At 74.9% G+C, this 18,295-nt stretch carries 9 protein-coding genes; 2 read left to right on the forward strand and 7 right to left on the reverse strand.

Translation table 11 applies throughout. The features are described 5' to 3' along the window. Positions 1–62: 62 nt before the first annotated feature. The 5 genes from OOT42_RS17290 to OOT42_RS17310 form a co-directional block, all read right to left on the reverse strand. Positions 63–1,403, reverse strand: a complete 1,341-nt coding sequence (locus OOT42_RS17290) for a glycosyltransferase (protein ID WP_423775925.1) — start codon at positions 1,401–1,403, stop codon at positions 63–65. 155 nt (positions 1,404–1,558) lie between these two features. Next, entirely contained in the window at positions 1,559–6,742 is a 5,184-nt protein-coding gene (locus OOT42_RS17295) for a glycoside hydrolase family 3 N-terminal domain-containing protein (protein WP_273652388.1), read from the reverse strand. A 197-nt stretch (positions 6,743–6,939) separates the two neighbouring features. After that, positions 6,940–7,995, reverse strand: coding sequence for a lactonase family protein (locus tag OOT42_RS17300; RefSeq protein WP_273652389.1), 1,056 nt, complete (start codon positions 7,993–7,995; stop codon positions 6,940–6,942). Positions 7,996–8,060: 65 nt separating this feature from the next. Then, positions 8,061–8,456 (reverse strand): hypothetical protein, encoded by a 396-nt coding sequence (locus OOT42_RS17305; protein ID WP_273652390.1) that lies wholly within the window; start codon positions 8,454–8,456, stop codon positions 8,061–8,063. A 117-nt stretch (positions 8,457–8,573) separates the two neighbouring features. Continuing rightward, on the reverse strand, positions 8,574–9,809 hold the full coding sequence (locus OOT42_RS17310; protein ID WP_273652391.1) for an ROK family protein: 1,236 nt from the start codon (positions 9,807–9,809) through the stop codon (positions 8,574–8,576). Between the two features lie 101 nt (positions 9,810–9,910). On the opposite strand from OOT42_RS17310, the gene xylA reads away from it, so the two are divergent. Continuing rightward, on the forward strand, positions 9,911–11,098 hold the full coding sequence (gene xylA / locus OOT42_RS17315; RefSeq protein WP_273652392.1) for a xylose isomerase: 1,188 nt from the start codon (positions 9,911–9,913) through the stop codon (positions 11,096–11,098). A gap of 178 nt (positions 11,099–11,276) precedes the next feature. Beyond that, complete coding sequence (xylB, locus tag OOT42_RS17320) at positions 11,277–12,725, forward strand: xylulokinase (RefSeq protein WP_273652393.1); 1,449 nt, start codon at positions 11,277–11,279, stop codon at positions 12,723–12,725. Between the two features lie 181 nt (positions 12,726–12,906). Here the strand turns inward: xylB and OOT42_RS17325 are convergent, their stop codons facing one another. Next, positions 12,907–17,682, reverse strand: a complete 4,776-nt coding sequence (locus OOT42_RS17325) for an endo-1,4-beta-xylanase (RefSeq protein WP_273652394.1) — start codon at positions 17,680–17,682, stop codon at positions 12,907–12,909. 216 nt (positions 17,683–17,898) lie between these two features. Further along, positions 17,899–18,240 (reverse strand): histone-like nucleoid-structuring protein Lsr2, encoded by a 342-nt coding sequence (locus tag OOT42_RS17330; protein ID WP_273652395.1) that lies wholly within the window; start codon positions 18,238–18,240, stop codon positions 17,899–17,901. Between the last annotated feature and the right edge of the window lie 55 nt (positions 18,241–18,295).

Raw genomic sequence — 18,295 nt, forward strand, 5'->3', positions numbered from 1 at the left:
TGCCGCAGGGTGCGCGACGCGTCGCCGGGACGTCCGTCCCTGGGACGAGGCCGCGCGGGTGCTCAGCGCGAGCGGCGGGCCTCGGCGGCGACGCCGTAGACCTTGAGCACCTGGTCCGCGGCCGCGGACCAGCCGAACCGCTCGGCGCTGCGGCGGGCGGCCTCCCCGTAGGCGGTGCGGACGGCCTCGTCGGCCAGCACGTCCGCGAGGACGTCGGCCCACACCGCCGGGTCGTGGCCGCGCACGAGGCGGCCGGACACCCTGTCGTCGACGATCGTCCGGAGACCGCCGACGGCCGCGGCGACGACGGGGACGCCGCTGGCCTGCGCCTCCGCGGCGACGAGGCCGAACGACTCGCTGCGCGACGGCATCGCGACGACGTCGGCCGCGTGGTACCAGCGCACGAGGCTGTCGCGGTCGGCGGGCGGGCGGACGACCACGTCGTCGGCGACGCCGGTCACGGCCGCGAGCGCCTGGAGCTCCCGGACGGCCGTGGACCGGCCGCTCGGGCCGCCGAGGACGACGAGCAGCGGCACGGGTCGGCCCGTCGCGCGCAGCACGCCCAGCGCGCGGACGAGCACGTCGGGGGCCTTGAGCGCCTGGACGCGCCCCGCGAACAGGACGACGCCGCGGTCGGCGGGCAGGCCGAGCGCCTCCCGGGCGGCACGACGCCCGGCGTCGGGCACGGGGGCGAAGCGGTCGAGGTCGACGCCGGGCTCGACGACGTGCACGCGCGACGGGTCGGCGCCGTACAGGTCGACGAGCTCGCGGGCCTCGACGGGCGTGCTCGCGACGAGCGCGTCGGCGGCCGCGACGACCTCCTCCTCGCCGAGCACGCGCCCACCGGGCTCGGGCTCGTCGCCGGGTGCCAGCGAGGCGTTCTTGACGCGCGCGAGCGTGTGCGACGTGTGGACGAGCGGGACCTCCCACCGGTCCGCCGCGATCTGACCCACCTGCCCGGACAGCCAGTAGTGCGAGTGCACGACGTCGTACCAGCCGGGCCGGCGCGCGGCCTCGGAGCGCAGGACGCCCGCCGCCATGCCGCACAGCACGCCGGGCAGGTCGTTCTTGTCGAGCCGCTCGAACGGTCCCGCGGGCACGTGGTGCACGAGCACGGGCGGGGTCACGCCGGCGTCGACCTCGTCGGCGAGCAGGACCTCGCGCGACTCGTCGCGGGTCAGGGTGCGGCCGCCGGCGTCGGCGCCCGGCACGACGACCGTCTCCGGCAGGTCCGACGACGTCGCGCGCGTGAAGATCTCGACGCGCGTGCCGCGGGCCGCGAGCGCCTTCGACAGCTCGAGCACGTAGACGTTCATGCCGCCCGCGTCCCCGGTGCCCGGCTGGTCGAGCGGGGACGTGTGGACCGAGAGCATGGCGACGCGCGGGGCATGCTCCGAGGTCACGTGGGCTCCTGGGGACGGACGGGTTCCTGCGCCCATTGTCGCCCCGGGAGCGCGGTGAGCGCCGCGCGAGCGGCGAGACTCCCGTCACGCGGCCGGCCGCGGGGTCCGGTTCGGGTCGGTCCGTCCGGTCCCCGCGGTCGGCTGCGGGCGTCGGGTCAGCGCACGACGAGGATCCGCGGCGGCGCGAGCGACGCGTGGTAGGTGCCGTCGCCGCCGTACGTGACCACCACGAGCGACGTGCGCGTGGACCGCGGGAGGTCGACGACGGCGTTCCCGTCGGCGTCGAGCGTGCCCGTCGCGGCCCGGCGGCCGTTGAGCCACACGGTCACCGTGCCCGTCGGCTCGCGCTCCGCGACGCCCTCGACCTGCACGTGCACCTGCTTCGGGTCGCCGCGGCCGACGGTCCAGTCCGTGCCGGCCGTCCGGACCTCGGGCACGACCTTGCCCACGGTGAGGCGCCGCTCGTCCGACGTCGACGCGGCGACGGGCGGGTCGGTGGACGCCGTGCCGCCGTAGACGGCGACGACGGTGTGCCGGCCGGTGGCCAGGTCGGCGGGGAGGCGGACCTCCGCGACGGCCTGGTCGCGACCCCGGGGCGTGAGCGTGCCCGTCGCGACGGGCTCGCCGTCGACGCGGACCTCGACCGTGCCGGTCGGCGTGACGCCGTCGGCGCGGACCGTGACCTTCGCGGTCACCGGCCTGCCGAACGGTGCCGACGACGGGAGCCGGAGCGACGTCGTCGACGCGACCGGGGCCGTCGTCGGGACGCCCGCGACCTGCGCGAGCAGGTCCGCCGCCTCGCCCGCCGAGCCTGCCATGAGGAGGTGCTCGGCGTCGGCGGTGAGCGCGGCGGCGTCGGCGGGGGCGGTCCCGCCGGTGACCGCCGCCTGCGCGAGGTCGCGCAGGAGCGACACGACGAGCCCGGCGGCGGTGGCCGTCGTCCGGTCGGTGCCGTCGAGCGCCGCCGCCGCGTCGGCGAGCAGCGGGACCGCGGCGCCGTACGCGGCCGGGTCGAGCGTGCCGCCGTCCCACACGTCGGCGTCGAGCACGGCCTGCACGGCGTCACGTGCGTCGCCGGCGGGCAGGCTCTCGACGGCTGTGGTCAGGCGGTCGCGCTGCGCGTCCGTGCGCAGGCCCCAGCCGTACGCGTACAGCGGGTCGTACGCGTCGTCGCCGACGTTGACCGGGAGCTGGTCGGCCGACGCGGGCCACGTGACCGGGAGGCGGCCGGTGAACGGCTCGTCGCCGAACAGCACGTCCGCGACGCCCGCACCCTCCGAGCCCGGCAGCCACGACGCGACCAGCGCGTCGATGTCGTCGAGCCGGTCGGTCACGAGCTGCGGGCGGCCCGAGACGACGAGCACGACGCACTCGACCGCGGCGCACACGGTGTCGACCGCCGCCTGGTCGGCGGCCGACAGCGACAGGCTCTTGCCGTTGTTGCCGACGTCGCCGACGCCCTCCGCGTAGGGCGTCTCGCCGACGACGACCACGCCGACCGTCGCGTCGCCGACGGGCGCGGACGCGTCCTCGGAGTACGTCACGTGCGGGTCGACGACCTGGATCGCCTCGAGGATCGACGTGCCCGTCGTGGTGTCGCCCGAGCCGCCCTGCCACGAGACCGTCCAGCCGCCCATCTGGTGGCCGAGGTCGTCCGCGTTGGAGCCCGCGACGTACACGTGCGCGTCCTTCGCGAGCGGGAGGGCACCGTCGTTCTTGAGCAGCACCTGGCTGCGCGCCGCGGCCTCGCGGGCCACCGCACGGTGCTCGGCCGAGCCGAGGTCGGCGGTGTGGGTGCGGTCGGCGAACGGCTGCTCGAACAGCCCGAGGGCGACCTTCTGCGTGAGGATGCGGCGGACCGCGTCGTCGACGCGCTCCTCGCTCACCTGGCCGCTCTCGACGCTCGCGACCGTCGCGGTGATGAACGCACCGAAGTTGTACGGCGCCATCGCCATGTCGAGCCCCGCGTTCACGGCCCGCGCCGCCTTGTCGGCGTACGTCCCGCCCGGGAGCTTGTCGATGCCCTCCCAGTCGGAGATCACGAACCCGTCGAAGCCGAGCTCGCCCTTGAGCAGGTCGGTGGTGAGGGCGCGGTTCTCGTGCATCCGGACCGGGTCGCCGCCGCCGACCGCGACGGCCGAGTACGACGGCATGATCGTCCCGACGCCCGCCTCGATCGCGGGCACGTACGGGTCGACGTGCAGGCGCCGCAGCTCGTCGAGCGACGCGACGCGCGTGACGCCCTGGTCGATCGGGTACCCGTTGCCCGCGAGCTCCGGCACGTACGTGGTGCCGCCGTCGCCGACCCAGTGCTTCGCGGTCGCGAGCACCTTGCCGGGGCCGGACAGGTCCGTCGGGTCGTCGCCCTGCAGGCCCGTCGTCGCGGCCGCGGCCATCGCCGTCACCAGCGCCGGGTCCTCGCCGAACGACTCGTACGAGCGGCCCCAGCGCTCGTCGCGCGTCACGCACAGGCACGGCGCGAACGTCCACGGGACGCCCGTCGCGCGCACCTCCTGCGCCGTGACCTGCTGCACGCGCTCGACGAGGCCCGCGTCGCGCGCCGCCCCCAGCCCCTCGTTGTGCGGGAAGATCGTCGCCCCGACCACGTTGTTGTGGCCGTGCACGGCGTCGACGCCGTAGACGATCGGGATCTGCAGCCGGCTCGCGAGCGCCTCGCGCTGGAAGCCGTCGACCATGTCCGCCCAGCCCGCCGGGGTGTTGTCCTGCGGGACCGAGCCGCCGCCCGACAGCACCGACCCCAGACCGAGCGTCCCGATCTGCGTCGGCGACTGCAGGCCCAGCCGCTCGGCCTGCGTCATCTGGCCGACCTTCTCGGCGAGCGTCATGCGGCCGAGCAGGTCCTCGACGCGCTCCGCCGTGGGGCGGTCGGCGTCGAGGTAGGGCGCGCCGACCGCGTTGAGCACGACGCGCGGGTTGCCGTCGACGGCGGCGCCTGTCGCCGTGAGCGTGAGAGTGAGAGCGCGGGCATCGTCCTGGTCCGCCGTCGCGTGCGTCGTGACCTCGATCGTCTGCGTCGCGCCCGACGCGGTGCCCGCCGGGAACGTCAGCGTCCCGTCGGCCCCGTCGTAGTGCTCGCCCGCCGTCGCGGTGCCGTCGGTCGTCGTGTACGCGACCGTGACGTCCTCCGGCAGGGGAGCGCCGTCCGTCGTGGTGAGGACCACCGGAACCTGCGCGGTCTCGCCCGGGTCGACGAGGACGACGTCCTGCGCGGGAGTCACCTCGGCCGTCGGTGCGGGCACCGCCGAGCCGTAGAGCTGCACGTCGTCGACGGCCCAGGCCACCGGGTTCGCGGTGTTCGGCACGAACGTCAGCGCGTAGCCCCAGGCCGACGTGAGGTCGAGCGTGCCGTTGCGCGTCGCCTCGTCACCTGGCTGGTAGCCGCCGAGCGTGAACTGGTCGAACGGCAGCTCGACGAGCTTCCAGCGGCTGCCGTCGGGCGACCAGTTGTCCTTGAACGTCGTGGCCCACAGCTCGGAGTGCTCGCCGTCCGGGCCGCCGTCCTTGAGCTCGACCTTGATGTCGTCACCGGCCGTCGGCGACGCCGGGCGCGTGTCCTGCGACGCGTACCAGAGCAGCCGGATGCCGCGGAACGAGGACCAGTCCTGGGCCGCCGCCAGGTTCTGGCTGAAGCCGCCCCAGCCGCCCGACGGGATCAGGTAGTCGCCCGACAGGACGTGGTTGTCCGCCGGGCCACCCTCACGGTCCTGCTGCGTGACGTCGAGCGACACCTGCGCGCCCGCCGAACCCCACGTGAACAGGCCGACGGTCGTGCCCGGCTCGGCGATCGGGACGTCGCCCTCGGCGTCCTCGATCGTCGTCACCCGGTCGTAGAGGGCCACGTCGTCGAACTGCCACGCGCCTGCGCCCAGGTCCGTCAGCGTGACCGCGAAGCCCGCCGACGCCGTCGGGTCGAAGCGCGCGTCGCTGCCGGGGTCGTTCTTGAGCCGCAGGTTCGCGAACGCGACGCTCACCTGCCGCCAGCCCGCGGTGTCGTCGACCACGCGCTCCTCGAACAGCTGCCCGCCGCTCTTGAGCTCGTACCGAAGAAGCCCGCCGTCGCCCGTGCCGCGGAACCAGAACGTGAAGCCGTCGTGGTCCGACCAGTCGGTCGCGGCGATGTCGTGGGTGAAGCCGAACCAGTCGCCCGGCGCGGGTGTGCCACCGACCGTCGCGACCAGCACGTCGCCGCCGTCGGGCCGGTCGCCCGGCGCGGTCGTGAGCACCGGGGTGACTGGCGCGCTGATCCCCCACGTCGTGTAGCCCTGCGGGACGCCGTCCTCGTAGTCGTCGAGCACGGTCACCGCGCCGACGTCGGGCAGCGAGCCGTGCGGCGTGATGGTCAGCGTCGTCGTCGTGCGGCCGCCCAGGACCAGGCCGTCCGACGGGTCGCTCAGCGTGAGGACGACGGTGCGGGCCGGGGCGAGCGGGCCGTGGTCGACCGTCGCGACGTCGACCGTCGCGCTCGTCTCGCCGGGGGCGAACGTGACGACCTGGTCGACGGCGGTGTAGTCGCCGCCCGGGCTCGCCGTGCCGCCGGTGCTGGTGACGCGGACTGTCGTCTCCGCGGCGGCGGGCGTGGCCAGGACCACCGGCACCTGCGCCGTCTGGCCCGCGGGCACCGTGGCCGTCGACGCGCCGAACGCGGCCGGGACCGCGTCGGACGTGCCGAACACCTCGACCGAGAACAGCGAGTAGCCGTACCAGTGCAGGACCGGCGCCTCCCAGTCGAAGCTCGTGCGCTCGTCCATCTGCACCCGCACGTAGCGCGCGTCGGCGGGCGCGCCCAGGACGACCTCGTCGGTGCCGCCGTCGCCCGCGGGCTCGGTGTGCACCGTCGTCCACGACGCCGGGTCGTCCGGCGCCGCCGTCGCGACCTGCACCTCGTACGCCGTCGCGTACGCCGCCTCCCACGCCAGCACGACCCGGTCGACCTGCGCCGTCGTGCCGAGGTCGACCTGCAGCCACGCGGTGAACTCGACGTCCTCGTCCGGGCCGTTGCCGCTCGCCCACCGCGTCGCGGGGTCGCCGTCGATCGCCGCCGACGCCGGGAACGTACCGTCGGCGTCTGCCTGCGACTGCGACGCCGTCGCCGTGCCGGTGTGCGCGAGGTCGCCGGGGGTCGCGGCGGCCGCCGCCGGGGACGCGGCCGCGGTGGCGGTCACCGTCGCGACGAGCGCGAGCGGTGCGGCCAGGGCCGCGGCCGCGAGCGCGGCCGTCAGCGGGGACCGTCGGGGGCCGGAGCGGGTGCCCGTCGTGGCGGCGCCGAGCGGGTGGGCGGGGGTCCTGCGGGTGCGCAGGGTCGGACGGGCACGCAGCACGGTCACTCCTTCGTGACACCACGGCCGGGCCCCTGACCGGCCGGACGCCGCGGCCCTTGCCGTCGGCGGGCTCCGTCGCCCGCCCGGCATCGCGAACGGCCGCGGCTGGGCTCAGTCGACCACAAACACTTACAGGGCAGTAAGTGCAGAAGGTCACGATTCGGTCACGACGCCGGACGACCGCCCGGCGGCGACGGTCAGGCGGGGAGGACGCAGGTCGGGGACGGGAGGTCCAGCGTCGAGACGACCTCGCCCGACGCGTCCACGACCGCCAGACGGTGCGCGCGCTCCAGGGCGACGACCACCCACGGGCCGACGACGGCGAAGTGGCGCGGCCAGGACCCGCCGAGCGCGTGCGAGCGGCCCTCGGACAGCCGGCCGTCCGGCCCGATCGCGTACCGCGTGAGGACGTCGGCGCCCCGGACGGCGACGAGCAGCTCGTCGCCGTCGACGGCCAGGTGCGAGGGCAGCGCGCCGACCGGGTGGCGCACCGGCGCGGTGGGCTCCCGACCGTCGTCGGATGTCGCGGCGACGACCGCGGGGACGGTCTGCTTCGCGGTGCCGGTGGCCGTCTCGGGGTCCCAGGCCAGCACGTGGACCTGCACGTCGAGCTCGCCCGCGACGTACGCGGTGCGCCCGTCGGCGGCGAAGCCCACGTGCCGCGGACCGGTCCCCGGGGGCAGGGTCGCGGCGATCCCCTCGGGCTCGACTCCCCCGTCGACCACCCGGTACCGCCGCAGCTCGTCCGTCCCGAGGTCGGCCACGACCAGGTGCCGCCCGCCCGGCGCGAGCACGGCGAAGTGCGCGTGCGTCCCCTCCTGCCGGTCGGTCACCGGCCCGCTGCCCTCGTGCCCGAAGGTCGACGGCGCCGCGGCTGCCTCCGACGGCTCGGCGGCGAGCACGCCCAGGTGGCCCGACCCGTAGTTCGCGACGGCGACCAGGCCGTCGACGTCGGTGGTGACGTGGCACGGGTAGGCGCCGCCGGACGCGCGGCGCGACCGCTCGGTGAGCCCGCCGTCCGCGTCGACGTCGAGCGTCACGACCTCGCCGTCCTCGACCTCGAGGACCGCGTGCAGCGTGCGGCCGCCGGCGTCGGCCGCCACGAACGACGGCGACGGCAGCGTGACCAGGAGCGACGCGTCGTCGAGCGCACCGGTCGCGTCGTCGAGCGTCACCCGCCAGATGCCCTCGCCGAGCCCCACGGGGGTGCCGGCGCCTGCCTCGGGGTACGTGCCGATCCAGAGCTGGGTCACGGCCGCCGAGCCTAGACCGCTCCCCCGCGGCGCACCCGGCGACGCCCGCCGCCGGGGACCGCGGGTCACGGCACGCAGGAGCAGTACGCGAGCGCGTACGCGGCCCAGCCCGTGACGACGCCCACGAGCGCGGCCGACCAGACGGCCCACCGGGGACGCCGCCGGGCGCGCTGCGCCGGCAGCCGCCACCACGCCCCGACCGCGAGCCCCGCGGCGACGACCGCGCCCGCCGCGACGGTGCCGACCGGGCTCAGGCTCCAGGCCCAGCGACCGAGCGCGACGACGCCGAGCAGGAGCAGGCACGCGGCGCCGGCGATCACGGCCAGGACGAGGAACTCCCCGACGATCCCGCCGATCCCGCGCGCGACCAGCGCCGGCAGGCTGCGGCGGAGGGGCGCGTCGGCGGCGTGCCGCCGTCCGGTCGGTGTCGGCTGCGGATCTCCGGTGACCTGCTCGGGCACGCGTCGGGCCTCCTGGGACGTCGTGCGACGCAGCCTAGGGCGGGACTCGTCGTGCGCGCAGGCACCCGGGCGGTCGGCCCTCGCACGTGGCGTCCGAGGCCGCGCCCGACGACCGGCTCAGACCGCGTCGGTGCCGTCGACGAGCCACGCGGACGGGTCGGCGACGACCCTCCGCAGGACCGTGAGGGCGGCACCGGTCATGGCGGCGTGGTCGCCGGCGCGCGCGACGTCCACGGTCGGCTCGGCCCAGGGCGCCCCGATGACGTGCCGGTGGAGAGCGGCGAGGACGGGCCCGCGCACGTGGTCGGCCAGCGACGCGTACGTGCCGCCGAGGACCACGTGACCGACGTCGACGAGGTTGACGACGTTGGCGAGCGCGGCGCCCAGCACCGCGCCGGCCGCGGCGAGCGCGTCGCGGACCCCAGGAGCGTCGGCGGCGGCCGCGGCGACGAGCGCGTCGAGGCCGTCGTGCGGGTCGAGGCCGGCGGCGCGCAGCAGCGCGTCCTGGCCGGCGACCTGCTCGAGCGTGCGGCCGTCACCGACGAGGGTGTGGCCGAGCTCGCCGGCCCAGCCGTGCCGGCCGCTGAAGAGGTCACCGTCGAGGACGAGCGCGCCACCGACGCCGATCTCCCCGGAGACGTAGACGAACGACGGGCGGCTGCCGGGTGCACGGCGGACGTCGGCCTCGGCGCGTGCCGCGAGGTCCGCCTCGTTGGCGAGCCGGGGCGGGTGCGTCGCGAACGTGCGGGAGGCGCCCGCGGCGAGCGCGGCGACGTCGACGTCGCGCCAGCCGAGGTTGGGCGCGTAGCGGAGGGTTCCCCCGCGTGCGTCGACGAGGCCGGGCAGCGCGAGGCCGACGCCCGCGAGCCGCAGCGGACCGCGCGTCGCCTCCCCGTCGGCGTCGGGTGCGCCCGTGACGGCGAGGGTGTCGACGGCGGTGTCGACGAGCGCGCCGAGCCGCGTCAGGACGTCCGTGGGGTCGCTCCCGCGGAAGTCACCGTGCTCGACGTGCTCGGCGAGGACGCCGCGGGACAGGTCGAGCACGCGGACGCCGAGGTAGTCGACGTTCACCTCGGCGCCGAGCGCGGCGAGGGTGCCCGCGGCGGCGGTGAGCGGGACGGCGGGGCGGCCGGCGCGCTGGGTCGGGACGGGGTCGAGCTCGGCGACGAGACCGCCGGCGACGAGCCGGTCGACGAGCGAGGACACGGTGGCCCGGGTCAGTCCGGTCGCGGCGGCGACGTCGGCGCGGGACGGTGGGGTCGTGCCGGTCGCGGCGGCGTCGAGGACGTGCCGCAGGACGAGCCCCAGGTTGTGCTCCCGCAGGCTCCCCTGCCGCGCCGCCGTCGCCTTCACGGGGTTGACCCTAGCCCGGATCCGCCATAAGTTCATCCATACAACAAATCTCGTGCGGCAGACCCCGCCGCGCGAGGGCACTCGACGACGAGAGGTCCGTGATGGTCCGCAAGCCCACCCGCGACGACAAGTTCTCCTTCGGCCTGTGGACCGTCGGCTGGAACGCCCAGGACCAGTTCGGCAGCGCCACGCGGCCGTGGCTGGACCCGGTCGAGTCGGTCCACAAGCTCGCCGAGCTCGGCGCGGCGCACGTGACGTTCCACGACGACGACGTCGTGCCCTTCGGCTCCGACGCGGCCGAGCGCGACCGCATCCTCGCGAGCTTCAAGAAGGCGCTCGACGACACCGGCATCACTGTCGAGATGGTCACGACCAACACCTTCAGCCACCCGATCTTCAAGGACGGCGCGTTCACCTCGAACGACCGTCGCGTGCGCCGCTACGGCCTGCGCAAGGTCGTCCGCAACGTCGACCTCGCCGCCGAGCTCGGCGCGTCGACCTTCGTCATGTGGGGTGGCCGCGAGGGCGCCGAGTACGACTCCGCCAAGGACCTCAAGGCCGCGCACGACCGCTACGCGGAGGGCATCGACACCGTCGCCGCGTACATCAAGAGCAAGGGCTACGACCTCAAGATCGCGATCGAGCCCAAGCCGAACGAGCCCCGCGGCGACATCCTCCTGCCGACGATCGGCCACGCGATCGCCCTCATCGACCGCCTCGAGAACGGCGACATCGTCGGCCTCAACCCCGAGGTCGGCCACGAGCAGATGGCGGGTCTCAACTACACGCAGGGCATCGCCCAGGCGCTGTGGGCGGGCAAGCTGTTCCACATCGACCTCAACGGCCAGAAGTCCATCAAGTACGACCAGGACCTCGTGTTCGGCCACGGCGACCTGTTCTCCGCGTTCGCCACGGTCGACCTGCTCGAGAACGGCTTCCCGGGTGGCGGCCCCCGCTACGACGGCCCGGTCCACTTTGACTACAAGCCGTCGCGCACCGAGGACTTCCAGGGCGTGTGGGACTCGGCCGCCGCGAACATGGCGACCTACATCCTGCTCAAGGAGCGCGCGCAGGCGTTCCGCGCCGACCCCGAGGTCCAGGAGGCCCTCGAGGCCGCCGGCGTGCTCGAGCTGTCGCAGCCGACGCTCGCCGAGGGCGAGACCCTCGACGACCTGCTCGCCGACACCTCGGCGTACGAGGACCTCGACGTCGACGCGGTCGCCGCGCGCGGCTTCGGCTTCGTCCGCCTCAACCAGCTGGCCCTCGAGCACGCGCTCGGCGCTCGCTGACCCGCGACGCCGCCCGCCCCGGCTCCGCACCGGGCGGGCGGCGTCGTCGGCCGTCGGGACGACCCGGCCCTGCACGCCGGGGTCGGGTCGTCGCGGCAGCGGCCCCACGCCCCACCCCCCACCCGGCCCCGCTCCCGGACCGTGCGACGCCGCCGGTCCGCCCGCCGAAGGAAGCCTCATGACGCTCGTCGCCGGCGTGGACTCGTCCACGCAGTCCTGCAAGGTCGTCGTCCGCGACGCCGACACCGGGGAGCTGGTCCGCCAGGGCCGCGCCTCGCACCCCGACGGCACGTCCGTCGACCCGCGCCACTGGTGGGACGCCCTGCAGACCGCGATCGCGGACGCGGGCGGTCTCGACGACGTCGACGCGATCTCCGTCGGCGGGCAGCAGCACGGCATGGTCGCGCTCGACTCCTCCGGCGAGGTGGTCCGTGACGCGCTGCTCTGGAACGACACCCGCTCGGCGCAGGCCGCGCTCGACCTCATCGAGGAGCTGGGTGACGGCGACGCCGAGAAGGGCGCGCAGGCGTGGGCCGACGCCGTCGGGTCCGTGCCCGTCGCGTCGCTCACCGTCACGAAGCTGCGCTGGCTGCGCGACGCCGAGCCCGAGAACGCCGACCGCGTCGCCGCCGTCGCGCTCCCCCACGACTGGCTGACGTGGCGGCTCGGCGGCAACGGCGCGGGCTCGGGCGGCGCGGGCCTCGACCAGCTCGTCACCGACCGGTCCGACGCGTCCGGCACGGGCTACTGGTCGCCGGTGACGAACGACTACCGCCTCGACCTGCTCGAGCGCGGCCTCGGCCACCAGGTGCACCTGCCTCGCGTGCTCGGCCCCTCCGAGGCGGGTCCGCGCGCCGTGATCGGCGGGCGTGAGCCGATCCTCGGCCCGGGCGCGGGCGACAACGCCGCCGCGGCGCTCGCGCTGGGCCTGGGCCCGGGCGACGTCGCCGTGTCGATCGGCACCTCGGGCGTCGTCTCGGCGATCGCCTCCTCCCCCACCGCCGACGGGTCCGGCCTGGTCACCGGCTTCGCCGACGCGACGGGCGCGTTCCTGCCGCTGGCCTGCACGCTCAACGCGTCGCGCGTGCTCGACGCGGCCGCCCGGATGCTCGGCGTCGACCACGCGGGCCTCTCCGAGCTCGCGCTGTCCGCACCCGCGGGTGCCGACGGCCTCGTGCTCGTCCCCTACCTCGAGGGCGAGCGGACGCCGAACAAGCCCGACGCGACCGGCGCGCTGCACGGCCTGCGTCTCGCGAACACGACGCCTGCGCACCTCGCGCGCGCCGCCGTCGAGGGCATGCTGTGCGCGCTCGCCGACGGCATCGACGCGCTGCGCGCCCAGGGGGTCGCGGTCGAGCGGCTCTTCCTCATCGGCGGCGGCGCGCAGTCGCGTGCCGTCCGGGAGATCGCGCCGACCGTGTTCGGGCTCCCGGTCCACGTCCCGACGCCCGGCGAGTACGTCGCCGACGGTGCCGCGCGTCAGGCCGCGTGGGTCCTCTCGGGCTCCGCGACCGCGCCGTCCTGGACCGCCGCCGCCGAGGCCGCGGTGCACAGCGCCGACCCGGTCGCGCGCGTGCGCGAGCAGTACGCCGCGGTCCGCGAGCTGACGGGCACGCGCCCGCTCTGACGCCTCGCCGCACCGACGCACGAGAGCCCGGCCCCCCTCAGGGGCCGGGCTCTCGCGGTCTCCCCCGCTCCCGACGCCCCGATCGCCGTGACGGGACCAGGCACGACGCGCGGCGGCGGGACCGGGCACGACGAGGGCCCGACCTCTGCGGCGGTCGGGCCCTCGTCGTCCTGCGTCGCGGTCAGGCCACGTGCGACCCGCGGCGGCGCGAGCGCACCATCGCCGTCCCCGCGCCCAGCAGCGCGAGGGCCACGAGCACCAGGCCGGCGACCTGCGCGCCCGTGGTGGCGAGGCTCCCGCCACCGGACGCACCCGGGCCGGACGCGCCCGTGCCGCCGGCTGCGGCGACGACCTCGACGACCGTGGCCGCGAGGACCTGGTCGTCGACCGCGGCGGCGATGCCGTGGCGGCCGACCGCGGTGGTGGCCGGGATCGTCACCGACCCGGACGCCCCGCCCGACGCGTCGACGGTGAACGACCCGACGACGAGCCCGAGCGGACCGGTCGACCCGACCGCACGCGCCGCCATGAGGTTCACGCCCTGCACCTGGCCGACCAGCGACTCGGCGCCGAGCACGACGTCGACGACCGTGCCGGGCGCGAACCCGGACAGGGCCACTGGCACCGTGCCCCCGCGGGTCACCTTCCCGGCGCCCAGGACGAGGGTCGGAGTCTGCGGCTCCGGCTCCTCGCCCGCACCCTCGACCAGCCGCCCGACGCCCCAGCGCTCGGTCGTCTGGTAGCCGGTGCCGGTGGGCTCGGCCCAGGTGCGGACCGACGTGCGCGCACCGTCGCCCGTCGCGTCGTTGACCTGGACGTCGAGCCCGTGGAATGTGCCGGCGCCGCCCTGGTCGTGCAGGCCGATCGCGGCCTCCACGACGTAGCCGGACGCCGTGCGACGCGTCGCGCTCGTGAGGTTCGCCTTCTGGTAGGCCTCGTCACCCGTGCCGACGGACACGACGTTGTCGGCGCTGATGCGCAGCTGCGTGTCGTCGTACCGGTAGGAGCCGTTCTTCGCGTTGCCCGGGTCGACGAAGATCTCGACCGAGTCCTGCGTCCACGGGTCCGAGCCGGCCGTGTTGACGACCGCGTCCGTGACGGTGGCGAGGACGTAGAGCGTGTCGTCCTTCCACAGCGTCTTGACGTCCGCGACGGCACCCGCCGGGTCGGAACCGGCGCCGACGACCTTGGTCGTCGTGACCGAGCCCGCGTCCGCCCAGACCGCGTCCTCCTCGCCGTCGATCGTCGGCGCCGACGACGCCGGCGCGACCTCGAGGTAGGACAGCGGCTCGACGAGCGTGAGCGTGCCGGTCGCGCCGAGCTTGTTCCAGCCGACCGTCGTGCTGCCGTCGGTCGCGGTCACGTCGAACGCGAGCTGGTCGCCGGCCGCGGCCGCGTCGAGCGGCAGGTGGACCACCGCGGCCCACCCGTCACCGAGCTCGGTCGCGACCCCGTCGACGTCACCCTCGCCGTCGCGACCGAACGCGTACGTCGACCCGTCGAGCGTGAGCGTGAGGCCGTCCGACGCCGCCGGGGTGCCGTCCGACACGACGACGAACGCGGTCAGGTGGTCGGCCTCCCAGCGGAGCTGGAACGCGGCGGAGTCGCCCATCGGGAGCAGCGGGAGCCGGTCCCAGTCGGGTGCCGAGGTCGCGTCGTCGTCCAGCGGCACCGTGCCCTGGAAGACGTTCGCGGCCCGCATCGGGGCGGGCAGCGTCGACGCGTCGACGATGCCGTGGTACGCCGGCTTGGCCTTGACCTGGTCGTCGAACACGAGCGGCGCGCCGGAGTCGTTGCGCCACGACCGGCCGTCGACGAGACCCCACACGGTCGCCGAGAAGACCTGGTCGGTCTCCGCGTGGAACGCGCGGAACGCGTCGAAGGCGTCCTTGTAGTAGTAGCCCTGGTCGACCAGCTTCGCCTCGGTCACGGGCGTGCCCGTCGTGACGTCGAACTCCGTGATCGCCTGGACCTTGCCCAGGTCGGCCATGCGGTCCAGCGCACCCGCGAGCGTGCTCACGGGGGTCGCGAGGCTCACGTGGAACTGGTGGCCGATGCCGTCGAACTCGACGCCACGGTCCACCATGCGCGCGATCAGGTCGTGGTAGCGCTGCTGCTTGCCGGCCTGCTCGGTGTTGTAGTCGTTGATGAACAGCGTGACCGGGTGCGACTGCCCGGGAGCCGCGTACGTGCCGTTGAACGCGTCGTTCGCGTACTCGAAGGACAGGTCGACGAACTCCTCGCCGAGCACCTGGAACCACCGGCTCGTGCGCATGCCGCCGGGGGTGCCGCCGCCGTCGGAGACGACCTCGTTGACCACGTCGAACGCGGTGAGCGGATTGGTCGTGCTGCCGAACTTCCCGTACTTGTCGCTCAGGTACTTCGCGACGTTCTCGATGTGCGTGCGCAGCCGGGCCTTCAGCACCGCCTGGTCGGCCGGGCTGTTCGTGAGCCAGCGGCCGGCGCCGTCCTGGAAGAACCAGTCGGGCGTCTGGCTGTGCCACACGAGGACGTGCCCGTAGACCTTGAGGTCGTGCTCCGCCGCGTACGTCATGAGCGCGTCCGCCTCGGAGTTCGTCGTGACGAACGTGTGCGTCGGGTCGTTCGCGTCGTACCACGCCTCGGGCTTCATGAAGTTCTCGGGCGTGATCTGGTCGAAGTGCTTGGTGAGCAGGCGACCATAGGGGTCGACGGTGTCACGGGCCTGGATCGCGGCGCCGAACGGGAAGTCCAGCGTGTCCTTGATCGGCGTCAGGCCCTCCTCGATCGAGAGCGGCGACGCGACCGTGACGACGACGTCGTCGACCAGGAAGTCGGACGTGTTGCCGCCGTTGTAGTCGGTCTCCAGGTACAGCAGGTCGGAGCCCTCGGGCAGCCGGACCGACGCCGTCACCTCGACCCACTGGCTGTTCGACTGGCCGGACACCTGCGCGAGCGTCGTGAACTTCTGCGTGCCGCCGTCGTCGTGCCGGACCGTGAGCCACACGTCGTCGGCCGGCTGGCCGGCGGCGAAGCGCACCCACGCGGACAGCTCGTAGAGCGTGCCGGGCACGAGGACGCCGTCGACGTCGAACGCGAGGCCGTGACCCTGCGACGAGCGGTTCGCGACGAGCGCGGACTGCGCACCGCCGTGGGCCGCGGTCGTCGTGACGGTCGCCGTCGGCGTGCCGCTGCCCGTCTCGCGGACGAACCAGCCGTCCATGCCGTCCTCGAAGTCGGCGTCGATCACCGTGGACCCGACGGGCTGCGACGGCGCGAGCGTGACGGACGGGAGCGTGAACTCCCAGCCGGCGTCGAGCCGCTCCTGCACGACCGCCTTGAGGGCCGCGACCGAGTTGGCGCGGTTGCCGCCGCCGTCGTGCACCAGCACGATCTCGCCGTCCTTCATCGCGGCGCGCAGGTTGGCCTTGAGCGCCTCGACGTCGGACTGCGTGGTCGCGTCCCAGTCGTTGATGAGGTTCGTGACGGCGAGCGGCTGCATGCCGAGCGACACCGCCGCGGCCGGCGTCTGGCCCCACGCGCCGTTGGGCGCGCGGAAGAACGGCACCTGGGCGTTGGCGTCACCGAGCGCGGTGCGGAGGGTCGTGAGGTTCTGCGCCATCTTCTGCGCGGCCTGCGCCTGGGTCAGCCCGTCCATCGCGCTGTAGTCGGTGGAGTGGTTGCACAGGGTGTGCCCGTCGGACACGATCCGGCGCAGGACGGTCGCACCGTCGCCGGTCGTGACGTTCTGGCCGATGACGCAGAACGTCGCGGGGATGTCCTTCGCCGCGAGGAAGTCGAGCAGCTCGGTCGTCGCGGCGCCGTTCGGGCCGTCGTCGAAGGTGAGCGCGGCCCGCTTCACGCCGGGAGCGGACCCGGCCGCGGCGGTCGCGACGGGCGTCGTCGTCGGGTTGAGCGCGCCGCCCGGGGGGACGTCCGGCACCTCACCGGGGCCGGTGGGCGCCTGGCCGGTGATGACGACGTCGTCGACGAGGAACGAGGCGGTCGCGCTGTCGGACTCGACGTAGAGGTTGGTCGGCGGCGTCGCCGGGTCGACCGTGTACGTGCCGGACAGCCTGGTCCACTCCCCCGCGGTGACGGCGACGCGGCCGCCGACCCACGGGTACTCGTTCGACGCGCCGGGCGTCTGCATGCCGAGGTTCAGCTGGGCCGGGCCCGCCTCCCCGTCGGCGAGCCGCACCCACGCCTCGATGTCGTAGGTGCCGGTGGTGACGAGCGAGGACACGTCGTGCTGCGCGCCGTTCCACCCCGCCGTGCGGCCGGCGACGAGCAGGCTCGACGTGCCGCCGTGCGCCTGCGTCGTCGTGGTCGCGACGGTGGTGCTGCCGCTGCCGCGCGCGGTCCAGCCGTGCCCGGCGGACTCGAACGTGCTGGTCAGCACCGCGCCCGGGGCGGCGGCTGCCGGTCCGGTGATGACGAGGTCGTCGACGAGGTAGGTGTACGCGCCCGTGAGGTCGCCGGTGCCGAGGTAGAGCTGGAGCGTCGACGGGTCGGTCCCAGTGGCGGGGACGGTGTACGTGCCGCTCACGGTGGTCCACGCGTCCGCGGTCATCGTCGTGTTGCCGACCCACGTGTACGCGGGCTTCATGACGAACCGCACGCCGGCGGGGCCCGCGGTGCCGTCGGCGAGGCGCGCACGCATCGAGAACGTGTACTCGGTCCCCGGCACGAGGTCGGCGAGCGCGCCGGGCGCGGTCTGGACGCCCTCGTAGTCGGCGGCGCGGTTCGCGACCTGGAGGACCTTGCCGCCGTCACGGTCGACGACGGTGAGCGTGGGGTTGCCGCTCTGCTGCCAGATGCCGGTGGTGCCGTCCTCGAACGTGGTCGACGAGACGACGGTGGACGCCGCTGCGGCGGCGGTGGTCGCGGTGGGCAGGATGCCCGCGATCGGGGCGGCGATGACGCCGAGCGCCACCACGGCGATCCCGATAGTTTCGATGCCTCTCGGCCGTCTCATCGACGCTCCTTTGCGCAATGCTGACAGATGACCGCGCCAACCTACGCATCGGCCTGCGCCGTCGGTATCAGCCGGAGGAGCGAATTTTCGGGCTCCTCGTCGCAACTATCGAAACTGTGACGGATCCGTGACCCGACAGCGCGTACGCGCGCGACCGGCCCCGGGCACGACGAAGCCCCCGGCGCACGGGGGGCACCGGGGGCTTCGGGAGTCGCGTCAGTGCGCGGCGTCGTACGCGGACTTCACCTCGGCCGAGATGCGGCCGCGCTCCGAGACGTGGTGGCCGTTGGCCTTCGCCCACTCGCGGATCGCCTGCGCGTCGCCCGACGAGCGACGCGCGGTGCTGCCGCCGCGGCCGGCGGGGCGCGCCGACGACGAACGGCCGCCGACCTTGCGCGCGTGGCCGACCCACTGCGCGAACGCGTCACGCAGCTCGGACGCGTGCGCCGAGGTGAGGTCGATCTCGTAGGTGACGCCGTCGAGCGCGAACGTCACCGTCTCGTCCGCCGTTCCGCCGTCGATGTCGTCGACGAGCAGGACCTGGACCTTCTGAGCCATTGTTCGCTCCGGGGTAAGTGCGTGGAGGGGATTTTCTCGCTTACCGCCGAAGCAT

The organism is Cellulomonas fimi (assembly GCF_028583725.1).
GTDB lineage: Bacteria > Actinomycetota > Actinomycetes > Actinomycetales > Cellulomonadaceae > Cellulomonas > Cellulomonas fimi_B.